General features: G+C 41.6%; 25 protein-coding genes. 1 reads left to right on the top strand and 24 read right to left on the bottom strand.

Annotated elements, in window-relative coordinates:
* Window positions 1-14: 14 nt before the first annotated feature.
* The 23 genes from rplF to BM156_RS07055 form a co-directional block, all read right to left on the bottom strand.
* A complete protein-coding gene (gene rplF, locus BM156_RS07165; RefSeq protein ID WP_093919148.1) occupies window positions 15-572 on the bottom strand; it encodes a 50S ribosomal protein L6 in 558 nt (185 codons plus the stop codon).
* A gap of 15 nt (window positions 573-587) precedes the next feature.
* Window positions 588-995, bottom strand: a complete 408-nt coding sequence (gene rpsH, locus BM156_RS07160; RefSeq protein WP_093919147.1) for a 30S ribosomal protein S8 — start codon at window positions 993-995, stop codon at window positions 588-590.
* 18 nt (window positions 996-1,013) lie between these two features.
* Window positions 1,014-1,283, bottom strand: a complete 270-nt coding sequence (gene rpsN / locus BM156_RS07155) for a 30S ribosomal protein S14 (RefSeq protein WP_093919146.1) — start codon at window positions 1,281-1,283, stop codon at window positions 1,014-1,016.
* 3 nt (window positions 1,284-1,286) lie between these two features.
* A complete protein-coding gene (rplE, locus tag BM156_RS07150; RefSeq protein ID WP_093919145.1) occupies window positions 1,287-1,844 on the bottom strand; it encodes a 50S ribosomal protein L5 in 558 nt (185 codons plus the stop codon).
* Window positions 1,844-2,167, bottom strand: a complete 324-nt coding sequence (rplX, locus tag BM156_RS07145; RefSeq protein WP_093919427.1) for a 50S ribosomal protein L24 — start codon at window positions 2,165-2,167, stop codon at window positions 1,844-1,846. The genes rplE and rplX overlap by 1 nt, the downstream gene beginning before the upstream one ends.
* 17 nt (window positions 2,168-2,184) lie before the next feature.
* Window positions 2,185-2,550: a 50S ribosomal protein L14 gene (gene rplN / locus BM156_RS07140; RefSeq protein WP_093919144.1), complete on the bottom strand. Its 366-nt coding sequence runs from the start codon at window positions 2,548-2,550 to the stop codon at window positions 2,185-2,187.
* Window positions 2,551-2,552: 2 nt separating this feature from the next.
* Entirely contained in the window at window positions 2,553-2,810 is a 258-nt protein-coding gene (gene rpsQ / locus BM156_RS07135) for a 30S ribosomal protein S17 (protein ID WP_093919143.1), read from the bottom strand.
* Between the two features lie 10 nt (window positions 2,811-2,820).
* Window positions 2,821-3,024: a 50S ribosomal protein L29 gene (gene rpmC / locus BM156_RS07130; RefSeq protein WP_093919142.1), complete on the bottom strand. Its 204-nt coding sequence runs from the start codon at window positions 3,022-3,024 to the stop codon at window positions 2,821-2,823.
* A gap of 2 nt (window positions 3,025-3,026) precedes the next feature.
* A complete protein-coding gene (gene rplP / locus BM156_RS07125) occupies window positions 3,027-3,461 on the bottom strand; it encodes a 50S ribosomal protein L16 (protein ID WP_093919141.1) in 435 nt (144 codons plus the stop codon).
* A 26-nt stretch (window positions 3,462-3,487) separates the two neighbouring features.
* A complete protein-coding gene (gene rpsC / locus BM156_RS07120) occupies window positions 3,488-4,207 on the bottom strand; it encodes a 30S ribosomal protein S3 (protein ID WP_093919140.1) in 720 nt (239 codons plus the stop codon).
* Window positions 4,208-4,217: 10 nt separating this feature from the next.
* A complete protein-coding gene (gene rplV, locus BM156_RS07115; protein WP_093919139.1) occupies window positions 4,218-4,631 on the bottom strand; it encodes a 50S ribosomal protein L22 in 414 nt (137 codons plus the stop codon).
* Between the two features lie 36 nt (window positions 4,632-4,667).
* On the bottom strand, window positions 4,668-4,934 hold the full coding sequence (gene rpsS, locus BM156_RS07110) for a 30S ribosomal protein S19 (protein WP_093919138.1): 267 nt from the start codon (window positions 4,932-4,934) through the stop codon (window positions 4,668-4,670).
* 15 nt (window positions 4,935-4,949) lie between these two features.
* The gene (gene rplB / locus BM156_RS07105) at window positions 4,950-5,774 is read right to left on the bottom strand and encodes a 50S ribosomal protein L2 (protein ID WP_093919137.1); all 825 of its coding nucleotides are present in this window, start codon (window positions 5,772-5,774) and stop codon (window positions 4,950-4,952) included.
* Window positions 5,775-5,783: 9 nt separating this feature from the next.
* Window positions 5,784-6,074, bottom strand: a complete 291-nt coding sequence (gene rplW, locus BM156_RS07100; protein WP_093919136.1) for a 50S ribosomal protein L23 — start codon at window positions 6,072-6,074, stop codon at window positions 5,784-5,786.
* A gap of 12 nt (window positions 6,075-6,086) precedes the next feature.
* Window positions 6,087-6,716, bottom strand: a complete 630-nt coding sequence (gene rplD / locus BM156_RS07095; RefSeq protein WP_093919135.1) for a 50S ribosomal protein L4 — start codon at window positions 6,714-6,716, stop codon at window positions 6,087-6,089.
* Window positions 6,716-7,333, bottom strand: a complete 618-nt coding sequence (rplC, locus tag BM156_RS07090; RefSeq protein ID WP_093919134.1) for a 50S ribosomal protein L3 — start codon at window positions 7,331-7,333, stop codon at window positions 6,716-6,718. The genes rplD and rplC overlap by 1 nt, the downstream gene beginning before the upstream one ends.
* A gap of 21 nt (window positions 7,334-7,354) precedes the next feature.
* On the bottom strand, window positions 7,355-7,660 hold the full coding sequence (gene rpsJ / locus BM156_RS07085; protein ID WP_027472457.1) for a 30S ribosomal protein S10: 306 nt from the start codon (window positions 7,658-7,660) through the stop codon (window positions 7,355-7,357).
* Between the two features lie 21 nt (window positions 7,661-7,681).
* The gene (gene fusA, locus BM156_RS07080; protein ID WP_093919133.1) at window positions 7,682-9,793 is read right to left on the bottom strand and encodes an elongation factor G; all 2,112 of its coding nucleotides are present in this window, start codon (window positions 9,791-9,793) and stop codon (window positions 7,682-7,684) included.
* 63 nt (window positions 9,794-9,856) lie between these two features.
* Entirely contained in the window at window positions 9,857-10,333 is a 477-nt protein-coding gene (rpsG, locus tag BM156_RS07075) for a 30S ribosomal protein S7 (RefSeq protein ID WP_093919132.1), read from the bottom strand.
* Window positions 10,334-10,449: 116 nt separating this feature from the next.
* Window positions 10,450-10,824, bottom strand: a complete 375-nt coding sequence (rpsL, locus tag BM156_RS07070; protein WP_093919131.1) for a 30S ribosomal protein S12 — start codon at window positions 10,822-10,824, stop codon at window positions 10,450-10,452.
* Window positions 10,825-11,089: 265 nt separating this feature from the next.
* The gene (locus BM156_RS07065) at window positions 11,090-12,403 is read right to left on the bottom strand and encodes an HlyD family secretion protein (protein WP_093919130.1); all 1,314 of its coding nucleotides are present in this window, start codon (window positions 12,401-12,403) and stop codon (window positions 11,090-11,092) included.
* Window positions 12,404-12,489: 86 nt separating this feature from the next.
* On the bottom strand, window positions 12,490-14,679 hold the full coding sequence (locus BM156_RS07060) for a peptidase domain-containing ABC transporter (protein ID WP_093919129.1): 2,190 nt from the start codon (window positions 14,677-14,679) through the stop codon (window positions 12,490-12,492).
* Between the two features lie 129 nt (window positions 14,680-14,808).
* Window positions 14,809-15,180 carry a hypothetical protein gene (locus BM156_RS07055; protein ID WP_093919128.1) on the bottom strand — a complete coding sequence of 124 codons (372 nt, stop codon included), beginning with the start codon at window positions 15,178-15,180 and terminating at the stop codon, window positions 14,809-14,811.
* Between the two features lie 348 nt (window positions 15,181-15,528).
* On the opposite strand from BM156_RS07055, the gene BM156_RS07050 reads away from it, so the two are divergent.
* Window positions 15,529-17,685, top strand: coding sequence for an elongation factor G (locus BM156_RS07050; RefSeq protein ID WP_093919127.1), 2,157 nt, complete (start codon window positions 15,529-15,531; stop codon window positions 17,683-17,685).
* A 175-nt stretch (window positions 17,686-17,860) separates the two neighbouring features.
* On the opposite strand, the gene BM156_RS07045 is transcribed toward BM156_RS07050, so the two are convergent.
* The gene (locus BM156_RS07045; RefSeq protein WP_093919126.1) at window positions 17,861-19,141 is read right to left on the bottom strand and encodes a T9SS type B sorting domain-containing protein; all 1,281 of its coding nucleotides are present in this window, start codon (window positions 19,139-19,141) and stop codon (window positions 17,861-17,863) included.
* Between the last annotated feature and the right edge of the window lie 102 nt (window positions 19,142-19,243).

Genomic DNA, 19,243 nt, shown 5'->3' with positions numbered 1-19,243 from the left:
GGTTTCAAATTTTACTATTTAGCAGAAGCCGATTTACCAGCTTTACGTCTTAATTCTTCACCGACAAACTTCACACCCTTTCCTTTGTATGGCTCTGGTGCTCTGAATGAACGTATTTTGGCAGCAACCTGTCCGATTAACTGTTTGTCACAGCTTTTCAATGTTACGGAAGGGTTGTTTCTTTTATCGGTAACAGCTTCAACCTTAACTTCATTAGGAAGTTGCAAGAAAGTGTGGTGAGAGTACCCTAAAACAAGGTCTAGTAGTTGACCTTGGTTCTCGGCACGATAACCTACACCAACAAGCTCCAACTTGATTTCGTAGCCTTCTGAAACACCAACCACCATGTTGTTTACCAATGAACGGTAAAGTCCGTGCAAGGCACGATGTCTTTTTTGCTCAGTTGGACGTTTTACAATGATTTGGGTTCCTTCGACAGCTACTTCAATTTCCGGGTCTACCTGTTGCGAAAGTTCGCCTAGTTTCCCCTTAACGTTTACCACATTGTCTTTGGAAACATTAACAGTAACTCCGGCTGGTATTTCGATTGGTAATTTACCTATCCTTGACATTACTACTCCTCCTTATTAATATACGTAACATAAAACTTCACCACCTACATTCATGTCGCGTGCTTCTTTGTCAGAAATCACACCTCTTGAAGTAGATAGGATTGCAATACCCAAACCATTCAATACGCGAGGAATATTATCGCTGTCGCAGTACTGTCTCAAACCAGGCTTACTAATTCTTTTGATCGACTTAATGGCTGGTTGTTTTGTTTCAGGATGATATTTCAAGGCAATTTTAATGCTGCCTTGATAGTTTACATCATCTTCAAACTTGTAGTTCAAAATGTACCCTTTATCCTTTAGGATTTTGGTAATTTCTTTTTTTATGTTTGAAGCAGGAATATCGACTACGCGGTGTTTTGCTGATTGAGCATTACGTAAGCGAGTCAAATAATCTGCTATCGGGTCTGTAACTTTACTCATTACTTTTGTAATTAAATTTTACCAACTTGCTTTTTTCACACCCGGAATTAAGCCTGATGAGGCCATTTCACGGAAGTTAATCCTGCTAATTCCGAATTGACGCATGTAGCCTTTAGGACGGCCGGTCAGTTTGCAACGGTTGTGCATGCGTACCTTTGAAGAGTTCTTAGGTAGTTTTTGCAAACCTTCGTAATCACCTTCTGCTTTGAGCCGGGCCCTTTTTTCGGCATATTTTTCAACAAGTTTTGCCCTTTTAACTTCGCGGGCTTTCATTGATTCTTTAGCCATAACTTAGTTCTTTTTAACGTTTTTAAAAGGAAGACCTAACTCTTTCAACAAGGCGAATCCTTCTTCGTCAGTGTTTGCAGAGGTCACAAAAGTAATGTTCATACCGTTAATACGGTTTACCTGATCAATATTGATCTCAGGAAAAATAATTTGTTCAGGAATACCAAGGGTGTAGTTTCCTTGTCCATCCATTTTACTCTCAATACCTCTAAAGTCACGGATACGTGGCAAAGAGATGTTGATTAGCCTTTCAAGAAATTCGTACATTCTTTCTTTTCTCAGTGTTACGCGAACACCGATAGGCATTTTTTTCCTTAGTTTAAAGTTGGAGATGTCCTTCTTTGATTTGGTTTGGACTGCTTTTTGACCGGCAATCATTGACATTTCTTCAGTAGCAACTTCAATGATTTTTTTGTCCGCGATAGCAGCTCCAACACCTTGGTTCAGAACAATTTTCTCCAATTTCGGAACCTGCATTACCGAATTGTAATCAAACTCTTTGGTAAGGGCAGGAATAATTTCTTCCGAATATTTCTTCTTAAGTGTTGGTGTATAAGCCATTACTTAATCTCCTCTCCAGATTTTTTTGAATAACGTACTAGTTTACCGTTGTCTCCCACTCTACGCCCCATGCGTGTCTTTCCACCATTTTTGGGGTCAACATGCATTAAGTTTGAGACATGGATCGGTGCTTCTTTTTCAACAATACCACCTTGTGGATTTTCAGCGTTTGGCTTAGTATGCTTCTTTACCATGTTAACGCCTTCCACAATAGCTCTGTTTTTCTCCCGAATTACTTCGAGAACATTGCCTTGCTGTCCTTTATAGTTTCCAGCAATAACAACAACGGTATCACCTTTTTTAATGTGTAATTTTGTCTGCATTTTGATTAATTTATGCATTAAAGCACTTCAGGTGCAAGCGAAATAATTTTCATGTTTTTATCACGAAGTTCCCTTGCAACAGGGCCAAAAATACGGGTTCCGCGCATTTCACCGGCGTTGTTCAATAAAACGACTGCATTGTCATCGAAACGAATATAAGATCCATCCTGACGACGTACTTCTTTTTTAGTGCGAACAACAATGGCTTTAGACACAGTTCCTTTTTTCATATCACTACCGGCAACTGCACTTTTAACAGTAACAACTACCTTATCGCCCAGTGATGCATAACGCTTTTTTGTACCGCCTAATACGCGAATACAAAGTACCTCTCTGGCACCACTGTTATCGGCAACTGAACATCTTGATTCCTGTTGTATCATGATTACTTAGCTCTTTCAATAATTTCAACTAATCTCCAGCGCTTACTTTTACTTAAAGGACGTGTTTCCATGATCCTTACGGTATCACCTACGCTGCAAGTGTTTGTTTCATCGTGGGCGTATAGTCTTGTTGTTTTATTTACGAACTTTCCGTAAATAGGGTGTTTTTCTTTACGTTTAACCGCAACAACAATACTTTTCTCCATACTGTCGCTAACAACAACCCCGATACGCTCTTTTCTCAGATTTCTTGCTTCCATTGACTACAAATTAATTCTGATTTTGATTCAATTCCCTCTGACGCTTGATAGTCTGAAGGCGTGCAATATTCTTGCGGGCTTCCTTAATTTTCATCGGGTTATCCAGCGGAGAAACTGCATGATTCATATTTAGACGTGCCAAGGTTTCTGTTTCCAATTGAATTCTTTCTTGGATTTCCTTGTCTGTTAATTCTTTAATTTCTGATGCTTTCATCGTTAATCTTCTTTAGTAGATTCAACATAGTCACGTCTAACAACAAACTTCGTAGTTACCGGAAGCTTTTGAGCGGCCAAACGAAGGGCTTCTTTTGCCATTTCGAATGGAACACCGTCTGCCTCAATCAGGATACGACCTGGAGTAACCGGAGCTACGAATGCTTCAGGAGCACCTTTACCTTTACCCATACGTACTTCCGCTGGTTTTTTGGTAATAGGTTTATCTGGGAAAATGCGGATCCAAATTTGACCCTGACGTTGCATATGACGAGTTACCGCAACCCTTGCCGCCTCAATTTGGCGTCCGGTAAGCCACGAGCTCTGCAACGACTTTATACCGAAAGAACCGAATGCAAGTTCTGTACCCCGTTGGGCATTCCCTTTCATTCGTCCTTTTTGTACTCTTCTAAATTTTGTCTTTTTCGGCTGTAACATCCTTTTTTAATTAAAAGGTTTTCCAATTATTTTCTTCTTTTCTTGAAACCGCCACTTCTTCCACCGCGGCCACCAGCACCTTGATTGCCTTTTTGACCTAGGTTTGGAGAAAGATCACGTTTTCCGTAGACTTCACCTTTACAGATCCAGACTTTAACACCTAACAAACCTGTTTTAGTTAAAGCTTCAGCTAAAGCATAATCAATATCTGCTCTCAGCGTGTGCAAAGGAGTACGACCATCTTTATACATTTCAGAGCGTGCCATTTCAGCTCCGTTCAAACGTCCGGAAACTAAAATTTTGATTCCTTGTGCTCCCATTCTCATGGTTGAAGCAATTGCCATTTTTACCGCACGACGGTAAGCAATTTTTCCTTCAATCTGACGGGCCACATTGTTGGCAACGATTCGTGCATCCAGTTCAGGTCGTTTAATCTCGAAGATATTAATCTGAACTTCTTTATTGGTGAGTTTCTTCAACTCTTCCTTCAACTTATCAACTTCTTGACCGCCTTTACCAATAATAATACCAGGTCTAGATGTGTGAACGGTAATCGTGATTAGCTTCAGGGTTCTTTCGATAATGATTCGGGAAATGCTTGCTTTAGCCAAACGGGCGTTCAAGTATTCACGGATCTTGCTATCTTCAACCAGCTTGTCACCATAGTCGTTTCCACCGAACCAGTTGGAATCCCATCCTCGGATGATCCCTAAGCGATTAGCGATTGGATTAACTTTCTGTCCCATGTATTACTATTTATTCGTTAGCGTTATCTTCAGTTTTACTATCAACGCAAATTGTAACGTGGTTTGAACGCTTGCGGATCCGGTGAGCACGGCCTTGAGGAGCCGGGCGTAGACGCTTTAAAATACGTCCTGAATCTACAGCGATTGATTTCACATACAAGTTGCTTTCCTCCAAACGAGTTCCCTCGTTTTTAGCCTGCCAGTTTGCGATGGCAGACATCAACAGTTTTTCAACTTTGCGAGAAGCTTCTTTTGACGAAAACTTCAGGGCATCCAAAGCCTGGTTAACTTCCATGCCACGAACCATATCGGCTACTAACCGCATTTTTCGTGGTGAAGTAGGGCAGTCTTTTAATACCGCAAAGTATTGTGATTTCCGAGCCTCTTTCAGCTCATTTGCTCTATTTCTTTTTCTAGCACCCATCGTAAATTCTTTTAATAGTTAATGAGAATCTCTGCCTTAGCGTTTATTTCCGGCATGTCCCCTAAAAGTTCTTGTAGGTGCAAATTCGCCAAGCTTGTGGCCAACCATGTTTTCAGTAACATAAACAGGAATAAATTTATTTCCGTTATGCACTGCAATGGTGTGCCCTACAAAGTCGGGAGAGATTACTGATGCTCTGGCCCAAGTCTTAATTACTGACTTTTTACCTGCTTCATTCATCGCATCCACTTTTTTCTCAAGCTTATATGCAATATAAGGGCCTTTTTTTAATGAACGACTCATATCCTACTCCTTTAATTATTTCTTGCGTTTTTCTACAATGTACTTATTGGAAGCTTTCTTCTTAGCACGGGTTTTGTAACCTTTTGCTAACAAGCCATTACGTGAACGAGGATGTCCTCCTGACTGACGGCCTTCACCACCACCCATTGGGTGATCAACCGGGTTCATTACGACACCACGTACGCGTGGTCTTCTTCCTAACCAACGAGAACGACCTGCTTTTCCAGATCTTTCCAATAGGTGTTCTGTATTTCCAACAGTACCAATTGTAGCTCGGCAAGTGACGAGTACCATTCGGGATTCACCAGAAGGCAATTTCACAATTGCATACTTTCCTTCACGAGAGGTTAATTGTGCATAGGTTCCTGCACTGCGCACCATAACGCCACCTTGTCCAGGTTGAAGCTCAATGTTGTGAACGATTGTTCCCAGAGGAACTTCTTTAAGTGGAACTGAGTTTCCTACTTCAGGAGCAACACCGCTACCGCTCAATACTGTCTGCCCAACTTGCAATCCGTTAGGAGCCAGAATATACCGTTTTTCACCGTCAGCATATACTAACAGTGCAATACGGGCTGTACGGTTCGGGTCGTACTGAATAGACTCTACACGTGCAGGGATACCGTCTTTTTCGCGTTTGAAATCAATCGCACGATATCTCTTCTTGTGCCCTCCACCTATATACCTCATTGTCATGCGACCCTGGCTGTTACGACCACCGGTCTTCCGCATGGGCTTCAACAATGATTTCTCAGGCGTTGATGCAGTAACGGTATCAAATGCGCCAATAACTTTGTGCCTTTGACCCGGAGTAACTGGTTTTAATTTTCTTACTGCCATTTTCTATGATTAAATATTACTGTAAAAATCAATTGTATCTCCTTCGGCCAATGTAATCACTGCTTTTTTATAAGCAGTAGTTTTCCCTTTAATCACCCCGGCTTTTGTGTAACGGCTTTTATTTTTACCGCCATACACCATGGTGTTAACTGAAGCTACGCTTACATTGTACAGTTCTTCAACTGCCGTTTTGATTTGTTCCTTATCCGCTTCTCTACGAACGATAAATCCATAACGGTTCAGTTTTTCTCCCTGATCCGTCATTTTTTCCGTTACTATGGGTTTAATCAAAATATCCATTATTTATCCCCCTTAAATCTTAAACTGTTCTTCTACTTTACTTACAGAACTCTCAAAAAAGACCACCTTGCTGGCGTTCATAATTTGATAAGTAGTTAACTCAGAAGCAGTTACAACAGAAACTCCTTGTAAATTTCTGGAGGACAAATATATGTTTTTATTTTCTTCTGGTAAAACGAAAAGAGACTTTTTATCATTAATTTTCAGATTCTTACTAACGACTGCCATCTCCTTTGTTCTTGGTGTTTCCAGAGAAAAATCCTCCAATACCAAAACATCGCTTGCTTTAGCTTTGTAACTCAAGGCTGATTTACGAGCTAAGGCTTTGACTTTTTTATTCAATTTGAAGCCATAGTTTCTTGGACGAGGTCCAAAAACACGACCGCCACCACGGAAAATAGGCGACTTAATGCTACCAGCACGAGCAGTACCAGTACCTTTTTGCCGCTTGATCTTTTTTGTACTTCCGGTAATGTCTCCGCGCTCGGTTGCAGAATGGGTTCCCTGACGTTTGTGCGCCAAGTACTGTTTTACATCCAGATAAATCGCGTGGTCATTTGGCTCAATACCGAAAATCTGATCTTGCAAGCCGACCGTTCTTCCGGTTTCTTTTCCGGTTTTATCTAATACTTGTACTTCCATTACTGATTAATTATTACAAATGATCCTTTTGCTCCAGGAATTGATCCTTTAACAACTAATAGGTTACTTTCAGGAATAACTTTCAAGACTCTTAAGTCCTCGATCGTTTTTTGAGCACCACCAGTACGACCAGCCATGCGCATTCCTTTAAATACTCTAGAAGGGTATGAAGAAGCACCTAACGAACCAGGAGCTCTCAGACGGTTATGCTGACCGTGTGTAGCATCACCAACACCAGCAAAGTTGTAACGTTTAACAACGCCTTGAAAACCTTTACCTTTGGTAATTCCAGTCACATCAACCCAACTTCCCTCTTCGATTACATCAACAGTAATGGTATCACCAAGTTTGTAATCACCTTCGAAGTCTTGAAACTCGACAACTTTACGCTTAGGATCTGTTCCAGCTTTCTGGAAATGCCCAAACTCAGCTTTTGGGGTGTGCTTTTCTTTCTTAGCACCAAACCCTAACTGAATAGCGTCATAGCCATCGGTTTCGACCGTTTTCACTTGTGTAACAACACAAGGACCGGCCTCAATCACAGTGCATGGAATGTTTTTTCCCTCAACACTGAATACGGATGTCATTCCGATTTTTTTACCGATTAATCCTGCCATTTCATTTTTTTTTACAGGTTATCAAACTTTAATTTCTACTTCAACACCACTTGGCAATTCAAGCTTCATTAAGGCGTCGATAGTTTTAGCTGTGGAGCTGTAAATGTCGATCAAACGTTTGTAAGAAGACAACTGGAATTGCTCACGTGATTTCTTATTCACGAAGGTTGAACGTAGTACTGTGAACACCCGTTTGTGAGTTGGAAGCGGGATAGGTCCGCTCACAACTGCACCGGTTGTTTTTACAGTCTTAACGATCTTTTCAGCCGACTTGTCTACCAAGTTGTGATCATACGATTTCAGCTTAATTCTGATCTTTTGACTCATAGTGAGATAAAATAAATTATACTATAATAATTCTACTTTTCCTTGCATTTCCTCAAGTACTTTCATCGCCAATTGTTTTGGCACTTCTTCGTAGTGAGAGAACTCCATTGAAGAAGTTGCACGACCAGAAGAAAGTGTTCTCAATACGGTTACATAACCGAAGATCTCAGAAAGAGGAACGGAAGCACTAATAACTCTTGCTCCGGCTTTCTCGGTCATTCCAGCCACCTGTCCGCGTCGACGGTTCAAGTCACCAATGATATCACCCATGTATTCTTCAGGAGTAACAATCTCAGCTTTCATTACAGGCTCCAATAATTTTGGAGATGCTTTCGATGCTGCGCTTTTGAACGCCTGACGGGCACAGATTTCGAACGACAATTGGTCAGAGTCGACTGCGTGGAACGAACCATCAAGCAATTCAACTTGGAGGCTATCCAACTGGAATCCTGCTAAAGGACCATTCAACATTGCAGTTTCGAAACCTTTTTGTACAGATGGGATAAATTCTTTTGGAATACGTCCACCAGTAACACTATTAATGAAGGTCAATCCTTCTTTTCCTTCTTCTGCCGGACCTACTTTTACAATAATGTCTGCGAATTTACCACGACCACCAGACTGCTTTTTGAACACCTCGCGCAATTGAACTTCTTGCCCGATAGCTTCCTTATAAGCAACCTGAGGTTTACCTTGATTACATTCTACTTTGAATTCACGCTTCAAACGGTCGATGATAATCTCCAGGTGAAGCTCACCCATACCACGAATAACCGTTTGTCCTGATTCTTCATCAGTATTAACCTGGAATGTTGGATCTTCTTCGGCCAACTTAGCCAATCCCATTCCCAATTTGTCCAAGTCTTTTTGAGTTTTTGGCTCAACAGCGATACCGATAACTGGTTCTGGAAACTCCATACTCTCCAGCGTAATTGGATGTTTTGCATCAGCCAAAGTATCACCAGTACGAATATCTTTAAATCCAACAGCAGCGCAGATATCTCCTGCTTCAATCACATCTTTTGGATTCTGCTTATTGGAGTGCATTTGGTAAAGACGAGAGATACGCTCTTTTTTGCCAGTACGCGTATTGAATACGGTACTTCCTGCATCAATTTTACCAGAATAAACGCGAATAAAACACAAACGACCTACATAAGGGTCAGTTGCAATTTTAAATGCCAAAGCAGACAAAGGCTCTTCATCATCAGCCTTACGAGATACTTCTTCGCCGTTATCTGGATTAGTTCCAATAATCTCTCCTTTGTCTAATGGACTTGGCAAGAAGTCGATTACTGCATCTAACAAACGCTGAATACCTTTATTTTTGAAAGCGGACCCGCACATCATAGGGACAATGATTTGCTTCAAAGTTCCCTGGCGAATTACTTTAATTATTTCCTCAGGAGTAATTGAATCTGGATCTTCGAAGTAACGTTCCATCAATTCGTCATCCAATTCAGCAACTGATTCTACCATTTTCTCACGGTATTCGTCAGCCTGTGCCTTCAATTCTTCTGGAATTTCTTCCATTTTATATGCTGTTCCCAAGGTAGCGTCGTCGTACCAGCGAATAGCTTTCATTTCGATCAGGTCAATTACCCCTTCGAAGTTTTCTTCAGCTCCAATAGGAATCTGAATAGGAATAGGGTTAGCACCTAATTTCTCGCGAACTTCAGCCAATACATTATAGAAGTCTGCTCCCTGACGGTCCATTTTATTTACGAAACCAATCCGAGGAACACCGTATTTTTCAGCCTGACGCCATACAGTTTCAGACTGAGCTTCTACTCCACTCACCGCACAAAACAAAGCAACAGAACCATCCAAGATACGCAATGAACGTTCTACCTCAACGGTAAAATCAACGTGTCCAGGAGTATCAATAATATTGATTTTGTATTCGTTATCTTCGTGTTTCCAGAAAGTAGTTGTCGCTGCAGAGGTAATTGTAATACCTCTTTCTTGCTCTTGCTCCATCCAGTCCATTGTGGCAGAACCGTCATGGGTTTCACCGATGCGGTGCGTTAATCCTGTATAATAAAGGATACGCTCTGAAGTGGTTGTTTTACCAGCATCGATGTGCGCCATGATGCCAATATTTCTTGTATATCTAAGATCTTTTTTTGCCATATTAATCAACCAATATTCTAATCCTTAAAACTAAAAATGAACCTATCATCAGATAGGCTCTGTTTAAAATCTAAAGTGCGCAAATGCACGGTTAGCTTCAGCCATACGGTGCGTATCTTCTTTCTTCTTGAAGGCGCCACCTTCATTATTATACGCAGCCTGAATTTCAGCAGCCAACTTGTCTGCCATTGACTTTCCTGAGCGTTTGCGAGCAAATAAGATTAAGTTTTTGATAGAAACAGCCACTTTTCTTTCGGGGCGAATTTCCATAGGAACCTGGAATGTAGCACCACCTACACGGCGGCTTTTTACCTCTACAGCAGGAGTAATATTCTCCAAAGCTTTCTTCCAGACATCAAGGGGAGCAAGCTCTTCGCTTTTCATGCGTGATCCAACGATATCAAGAGCATCATAGAAGATCTGATAAGCAACGGTTTTCTTACCGTGCAACATCATATCATTTACAAAACGTGTAACTAGAACGTCGTTAAATTTAGGATCCGGCAACAGGATCCTCTTCTTTGGTTTCGATTTTCTCATCGTATGTTTTCTTTAGTGTTATTCGAATTGGTTGCTTTCGATTTGGAGCTTCAGTTCATCCCTACACTATTGGGAGTCATTTACTCAACCAAACCACTAAACGGTCAATTCACAAATTATTTTTTCGGTCTCTTTGTACCGTACTTAGAACGTCTTTGAGTACGTCCTTCTACTCCTGCGGTATCCAAAGCACCGCGCACTAAGTGATAACGCACACCTGGCAAGTCCTTCACCCTACCACCACGCACCAACACAATTGAGTGCTCTTGTAGGTTGTGTCCTTCTCCTGGAATGTAAGCATTCACTTCTTTCTGATTGGTCAACCTTACCCTTGCTACTTTACGCATAGCCGAGTTAGGCTTCTTAGGTGTCGTAGTGTAAACACGCACACAAACACCTCGTTTCTGAGGACAAGAATCCAAAGCAGGAGACTTACTGCTCTCTACTTTCAGAGTACGTCCTTTTCTAACTAACTGTTGAATCGTTGGCATACAACTATTTAATTAAGCATTAATATTATCGCAAAATGGACTGCAAAGGTATTGAAAAGATCAATAAAATCAACGCATTCCATCTCCGTTTTTGACAGTTTTCTCCAAAAACGGCAGGCAAAAGTACTAATTTTCAGAAAATAACAATAGCTTTTACTAGTGTTTTTTCGATTTTTACGAAAAATTAAAAGATGAGGGGAATTCTTAAAAAGCATTAGGAACCAGTAGACTCACTCTTGAAGACCTCAAGCAAATTCGAAGAAGATCATTCTGAATCAACCACCCGTTCTTTTAAGACTGACTTGATTGGATTAAAGAAACGCTGAATCAAACGAAGGTCCTCTGTAACAATCTCGGCATCACCCTTCATTTCCTGACTAAAAGCCAAAGTCAATCCATAATTGGTCACCAACCCCTGAGGCAGCTCAACTTCGGCGATATAATTATCATTGGATGGCACCAACGAAATAGATTTTACAACTCCCTTTACCAGGCCATACTCCATATGCGGAAAATTATCGAAACGAATATTAACCACCTGTCCCGGCTTTACCTTACCCGCTCCTCGCAAAGGCAAAGTCACCCGACCAATAATCCGACTCTCACTTTCAGGTACCACAGTAAAAACAATCTCATCACTTTTAACTTGCTGGTTTTTACTCCAAAAATTAGTAAAAGCAACCGTTCCCGCAATCGGAGTCTTCAACACAAAAGTTTTATTCCAATACTCCAAGCGGCTCTGCAACACATTAAGCGATTCAATCAACTCCGTCTGCATTTTTTGCTTCTGATCTTCAAACTCCTTTTCAGTACCAATAATATCCTGCTGAAGCTGAATAATATCTTTCTGAGTTGTCGCCAAATCGGTCCGCGCACCATTAAAGGCATATTTTTTCTGCAAAGCATTCGACTCGGAAGCCTTATAATCGACTAACGAAAGCACCTCCCGAACAAACAAACCCGAATCTCGCTGAAACTGCTCGTGAGCAATTCGGAATTCATTTTCCAAAATTTGACGTTGCGTCCACATGCGATCATAATAAATACGCTGCATATGCTCCTGCTCTCTCAGCGAAGCAATTTTCTGCGGATAAAAGTTCAACCGAATAAAACTGATATAATTATTATATAAGCGCAGAAACGAAGAAAAATCAGGCTGAATATCTCCCAACTTAAAATCTGGTTTTAGCTTCCTATAATAAAGAGTATCAAACGTAACAAAATACCTCTCCAAAGCCGCCAATTCCTCCTCCAGGCGCACAACATCTTCGTAGTCGGCCGTATTTTCCAAAATAGCAATCAACTGATCTTCGCGAACCGTGTCATTATCGTCTACAAACAATTGATCAATCTTTCCAGTAGTACGCGCTGCAATATGAGCTGGTGGATTTTCTGACAACACCACAATCCGAGCTCGGATAAGATCAGGGTAATGAAAAATCCAGCTCCCCAAAAGCAAAAGAACCAGCAGCACCAAAACCATTGTCAGACCACTGCGCAGCAACCACGAAGGAGACTTCCCAATAATCTCCTGAACCTCGTCACTCCGAATCTCTATATTATCGTTTGCATTTGGCATTACTCACCCACATTAATTACATCAAATCTAATTCATTATTCACAAGAACGTTGCTTTATATTATATAGTACTGACTTCAGATAAAGTCAATTCCCCAACTCCAACTGATTTTTCACTAAATGATAGTATGCTCCTTTTTGAGCCGTCAGCTCTACATGCGTTCCCAACTCGACAATTTCACCCCGATCAAGAACCACAATCTGATCGGCATTCTTCACTGTACTTAATCGATGAGCCACAACCACCACGGTCTTTCCGGCATACACCTGATCCAGATTCTCCATGATTGCTTTTTCATTATTCGCATCCAAGGCATTGGTAGCCTCATCAAAAAACAGGTACTCCGGATTTTTATAAACCACCCGGGCAATCAGAATCCGCTGCTTCTGCCCCTGACTCAAGCCATGCCCATCCTGCCCAATTCGAGTATTGTACCCCAACGGCAAGCTTTCCACAAAATCTTGAATATTGGCCGTCTTCACAGCAAATAGTAATTTCTCCTTATCAACATACTCATCACCCACCACAATATTATTCACAATGGTGTCCGAAAAGATAAAACCATCCTGCATCACCGCACCAACTTTCGTTCGCCACCACTGCTGCGAAAAGTTCTTCAAACTGGTATCCCCTACTTTTATCTCACCAGACACAGGCGGATAAAAACCAAGCAACAGCTTAATCAAGGTTGTCTTTCCACTACCACTCGTTCCTACAATGGCGGTCAACTTTTTCTCAGGAATTGTCAAATTAATCCGATTCAACACCTTCGGCGAATGAGGCCCTTCATACTGAAAAATGAGATCTGAAATTCCAATGGTATGCTCCGAAGGCATGGTATTGATACGCGGATCCTCTTTCCGCTCCTCATCTTCCTTATTATGAATCTCGCCCAAGCGCTCCAAACTAATTTTAGCATCTTGCGCCAAATGCAGAAAACTAATCAACTCCGCCAAAGGTGCATTCAGCTGCCCAATAATATACTGAACAGCCAACATCATTCCCAAAGTCATATCACCACTCAAAACAGCCATGGCCGCCAAAATGGTAATAACAATATTCTTAGTCTCGTTGATAAATACCGACCCCGCTTGCTGGTACTGATCAACGGATAGGTTTTGCACATTCACCCGAAAGAGACGAGCCTGTATCCGCTCCCACTCCCATCGTTTCTGTTTTTCGTAGTTATTCAGTTTAATTTCGGGCATCCCATTAATCAACTGAATAAGCATGCTCTGATTTTCACTCAGCTGGCTGAATTTCTTATAATCGAGCTGCCGTCTGCGCTGCATAAACAAATACACCCAAACCACATACAAGACAGAGCCCAACAAAAAGACCAATAGAATTTTCAAACTATAAATGGCCAGCACCACACCAAAAACCACCAAATTGAACAACGAAAACAACACGCTCAAAGTCTGAGTCGTCAGAAAACGCTCAATTCGCCGGTGATCCTGAATCCGCTGCATCAAGTCTCCAATCATTTTCGTATCGAAGAAGCCAATTGGCAACTTCATCAGCTTAATCAGAAAGTCGGAGATGATGGAAATGTTAATCCGCGTACTGATATGCAGTAAAATCCACGACCGGATGAAGTCAACAGACATTTTTCCAATAAACAACATCATCTGCGCAGCCAAAACCAAGTAGATAAATCCAATATCCTGGTTATTGATACCAACATCGACAACACTTTGCGTTAAAAATGGAAAAATCAACTGAATAACACTGGCTACCAAAAAGCCAATCAACAACTGACTAACCAAACGCCGATGAGGCCTAACATAGCGCCACAAAAAAGCAAAGCCTGTACGGTCCGTAGCCTCATCATCCTGATCATAAAAAGCAGGCGTTGGCTGCAACATCAGACAAATTCCTTTTTGCTCCCCCTCTTTCACGGTAGCCAACCAGTGCTTTTTAAACTCCTGCTCGTTGTATTTCACCAAACCAAAAGCAGGATCAGCCACATAAACCTTCCCTTTTTTCACCTGGTACACCACAACAAAATGGTTCTGATCCCAATGCACAATACAAGGCTTTGGCACATCTTTTACCAGCTGAGCATAGGTCACCTTTGTCCCCAAGCTACGCATACCAATAACCTCAGCCGCATCACTGATTCCCAGCAATGAAACCCCTTCCCGCGAAATATGAGATTGTTCCCTCAGGTAATTTAAACTAAAGTTACGCCCGTAGAATTTGGCGACCATCCGCAGGCAAGTAGGCCCACAGTCCATGGCGTCAGGCTGCTTATAATGAGGAAAACGAGACATAGCGCAATTTTACACCTTAAAAATACGGCAATTCAGCACTCACTCGCCAATACCAGCCATTAGTTATTCACAATTACCCGTTGATAGTGCAAAAAAAATACTCATTTACCCAATGACGATCCAAATCCACTAATCCACAAGCAACTTAATTGCGGAAACATCAAGATAATAATAGACCTGCCCTGGAATACTTGGAAAAATACCATCACAAGAATAATACACACCATCAAACACAACCTCTAAACCCTCAACCTGAAACTCTTCAGGAATAAGAGACACAAGACCGACGCCCTGCGAATCATAAGCCCCATCAACACCTGTAAAAATGGCAAACTTATCAACCTGAGCAACATACCCAATAACTCCTTTTACTCCGGACACACACTTCACCTCCTCCCCTCTCTCAAAACCTTCAACAACAGTCTCCTCTTTAGAGCAGCCAACAACCATCAAAAACACACCCAAAAACAAAATCGACACGCAACGAATATCTCTTTCCATAATTTAAATCCTTTAGTCTCCCTAATACAATAGCAAGATGAATAAACCCGAAAAACGTTGCGTTGATAAATATTATACTAAACCAAGAAAACACAGCCCTCCCAAAATCCAATCAAAAATAAAAACCTATTCAAGCACGCACTTTTCACAACTAACCAATGCCGCGATAGCAAGTTCATAGCAAAACTTTTTAAACTTTTATTTTGGTAGATTTTTGAAAACATTTTTATAACATATTCCCCCAAACAACGTCTCGTTGTTTGTTAATAAATTATTACTAATTTTGGTGACTTCCACAGGAAAATAGACCTACAAGAGATTTTTTTAAACCAATAAATAAACTAACACATGAAAATCTATAAAACAGACCAAATCCGCAACATTGCACTAGTTGGAAATGCTGGCAGTGGGAAAACCACCCTCGCAGAAGCCATGCTGTTCGAGGGTGGAGTGATCAACCGCAGAGGCGAGGTAACTGCAAAAAACACCACCTCGGACTACCTCCCCATTGAGCAGGATTATGGCAACTCCGTCTTCTCATCAGTCCTTCACACCTTCTGCAACGACAAAAAAATCAACATCATTGACACTCCCGGAATGGACGACTTCCGCGGAAGCGTTATTTCAGCCCTTCATGTTGTGGGATGCTCTATCGTTACGATTAACACCTCGCATGGCATTGAAGCAGGCACAGAATCAGTATGCCGCTACACCGAAAAGGCAGGCAAACCAATGATTTTTGCATTCAATCAACTCGATCACGAAAACGTCAATTTTGACCAAGCCGTTGATCAAGCAAAAAGCATTTTTGGAAACAAGGTTACCGTTGTTCAATACCCGGTTAATGCTGGCCCTGGCTTCGATTCAATCATTGACGTATTGAAAATGAAGCTTTATAAATACCCGGCAGATGGTGGCAAACCCGAAATCCTGGACATTCCTGCTGACGAAAAAGATAAAGCAGACGAACTACACAACGAACTGGTAGAGATGGCTGCCGAAAACGATGAGGCTTTAATGGAGCTTTACTTCGACAAAGGCACGCTGACCGAAGATGAAATGCGCCAAGGTATTAAGCTTGGCATGATCGACCGCAGTCTCTTCCCCGTATTTTGCACTGGAGCCAAACACAACATGGGAGTTGGACGCTTGATGGAATTTATTGCCAACATCACTCCTTCCCCCGCCGAAGCAGTTGAAGTTCCCGAAATCAATGGAAAAACAGTGGATAAATCAGAAAACGCAGCGACTTCTCTAATGGTCTTTAAAACAACCATTGAGCAGCACGTTGGCGAGATTACTTATTTCAAAGTAATGAGTGGCACGGTTAAAGAAGGCCAGGATCTGATTGTCACTAAAACCGAAAATAAAGAGCGAATTTCTCAGATCTTCGTTTCAGCCGGTAAAAACCGAACCAAAGTAGAAGCGATGATTGCCGGCGACATCGGTGCAACGGTAAAAATGAAAGATGTTACCGTAAACAACACGCTTAGCGAAAAATCAGCTCGTTATAAATTTGCAGAAGTTAAATTTCCAACTTCGCGCCATACCGTTGCCTTAAAGGCAGTTAACGAAGCCGATGAGGAAAAAGTAGGTGAAAGCTTCCAAAAACTTCATGATCAGGATCCAACATTCATCGTAGAGTATTCAAAAGAACTCAAGCAAATGTTGGTACACTGCCAGGGAGAATATCACCTCAATGCACTCAAATGGTTCTACACAAACGAATACAAAATCGACATTGAATTCCTTAAACCAAAAATTCCATATCGTGAAACCATCACCAAGTCAGCGCAAGCCGATTACCGCCACAAAAAACAATCAGGTGGTGCCGGACAGTTTGGCGAAGTACATATGATTATTGAACCCTACATCGAAGGAGTAGATCCTAAATCGATGTTCCAAATGAATGGAAAAGAGCAAAAACTCTCCATTCGCGACACGCAGGAATACCCATTATCATGGGGTGGAAAATTGATTTATCACAACTGCATTGTCGGAGGTTCCATTGATGGTCGCTTTATGCCAGCTATTCTTAAAGGAATCATGGAAAAAATGGAAGAAGGACCGCTTACCGGCTCCTATGCTCGCGATATCCGGGTATATGTCTACGATGGTAAGATGCACCCGGTTGACTCCAATGAAATTTCATTTAAGCTAGCCGGAAGAAATGCCTTCTCAACAGCATTTAAAAATGCAGGCCCAAAAATTTTGGAGCCAATTTATAACCTTGAGGTTTTTGTACAAAGCGAACGCATGGGTGATGTCATGAGTGACTTACAAGGACGCCGCGCCCTGATCATGGGAATGGGAAGCGAAAAAGGCTATGAGAAAATCAACGCCAAAGTCCCACTCAAAGAAATGCACAAATACAACACATCGTTAAGCTCCATTACACAAGGGCGAGGCATGTTCTCCATCAGTTTCGATGGCTACGAAAAAGTACCTCAAGAGGTACAAGATGAACTTCTTGCAAGCTACGCCGCAGAACAAGAAGAAGATTAAAAAAACCAATTTCTAATCCTTTCTTTAATAGTAATCAAAAACTAAACATGAAAATCCCCCGGACCAGCCAATCCGGGGGATTTTACTTTTCATAAAAATCTTATTTATTTACCAATGGCTACCAGCGATATAAAAAACTGCCAACTCCGACTCAATTCCTTATTATGCCAAGCTCTTACTTTTCGCGAAACAGATGCACAAAGCCATGATCGTTATGAGCTTTTCCATCGCGCCCTTTGGCTTCAACAACATAGTAATAAACGCCAGGACTAGCCAAACGACCTCCAATGCGCCCATCCCAAACAGCCTCTTTTTGTGCTTCTTCTGAATTACGAATATTGCTACTCTTCCATACATGCACCTTTCGCCCCCAACGATTAAAGATCTGAATATCGACGGACTGCATCGACTTAAAAGCAACTACAAATTCGTCATTATCCCCATCTCCATTGGGAGTGAACACATTCGGCACAAACAAATCCGACTCATCAACCTCAATATAGCCATCCAAATACACCGTATCGGTACATGCAAAGTCGCCGTTATTCTTTATTGTCACGAGTTTCACTTCATAACTTCCTGTTTTCTCAAACACAAAAGTCGGATTAGGATCAATTGCTGTTTGTAAAATACTATCAACAACTCCTCCAGCCTGACCTTCCTCAATCAACTCTCCGCGCTCACGAAAGAAGAACCACTCATACTCATCCGCATTTTTCGAAGTACTTGTAAAAGCGACTTCCAAAGGAGCATCTCCCTGACTTGGATTTGCAGTAAACGAAGCCTCTGTTACCACTGATTGATAGGTAACCGGAACTTCAACCTGACAGCCAAAACGATCATAAACAGTCAGCACATAATTGGTATTTTCTGCAGGCGGACCATATATCTGCGGGCTCAACAAGGATGAAATCTCAAGGCCATCAACCATCCATTTTGCCTTAACATCTTTAAACAAGGTTTTTGCCTGACCTGTTGGCAGATCATAATAAGTTAAATTAGCCTCCTCAAACGCTGCAGTGAGTTGAAAATAATCGCAAGTTGACTCCGACACTTCAGCCGTAGCCGTGTACCAACTATTCATCACCCAAGCCGTATAAACAGTACTTTCAGTTCCTTCCGTTACTGTCACACGATAGCCTCCATCAGCCAAGTTATTAACCGTTGATGAGCTACTCCCCGAGTTTTCAGTTAGAAAAACATCAAAACTACCCGTTGCCGAATTGTATTTGCCCCATTCAAACGAAGCAGCCCCTCCTCCCGGAGCGTCTGCTTTTAGCATGCCTGCCTGTTCATTGGGGGCGGTGCAAAAAATATAAATCTGATCTTGCGCCCCAGAACTGTATTCAGTGGGAACCATATCATCAGCCTCAGAACTAATTTGAGCGTTAACAAACAAACTTGAAAAGCAATAAATAAATAAGAAAACTACTTGCAGTTTAGGCATCAACTTCATGTCAATAAATTCTTTTTTTCGATTGTGATCGATGAACTTTTTTCCAAAATCGGATTCTCTTTACCAAAAGGACATCCAATTCGGAAACCTGCGTTATTTCAT

The sequence above is a fragment of the Sunxiuqinia elliptica genome (assembly GCF_900113005.1).
Taxonomy (GTDB): domain Bacteria; phylum Bacteroidota; class Bacteroidia; order Bacteroidales; family Prolixibacteraceae; genus Sunxiuqinia; species Sunxiuqinia elliptica.
This window is presented reverse-complemented; position numbering and strand designations above follow the sequence as displayed.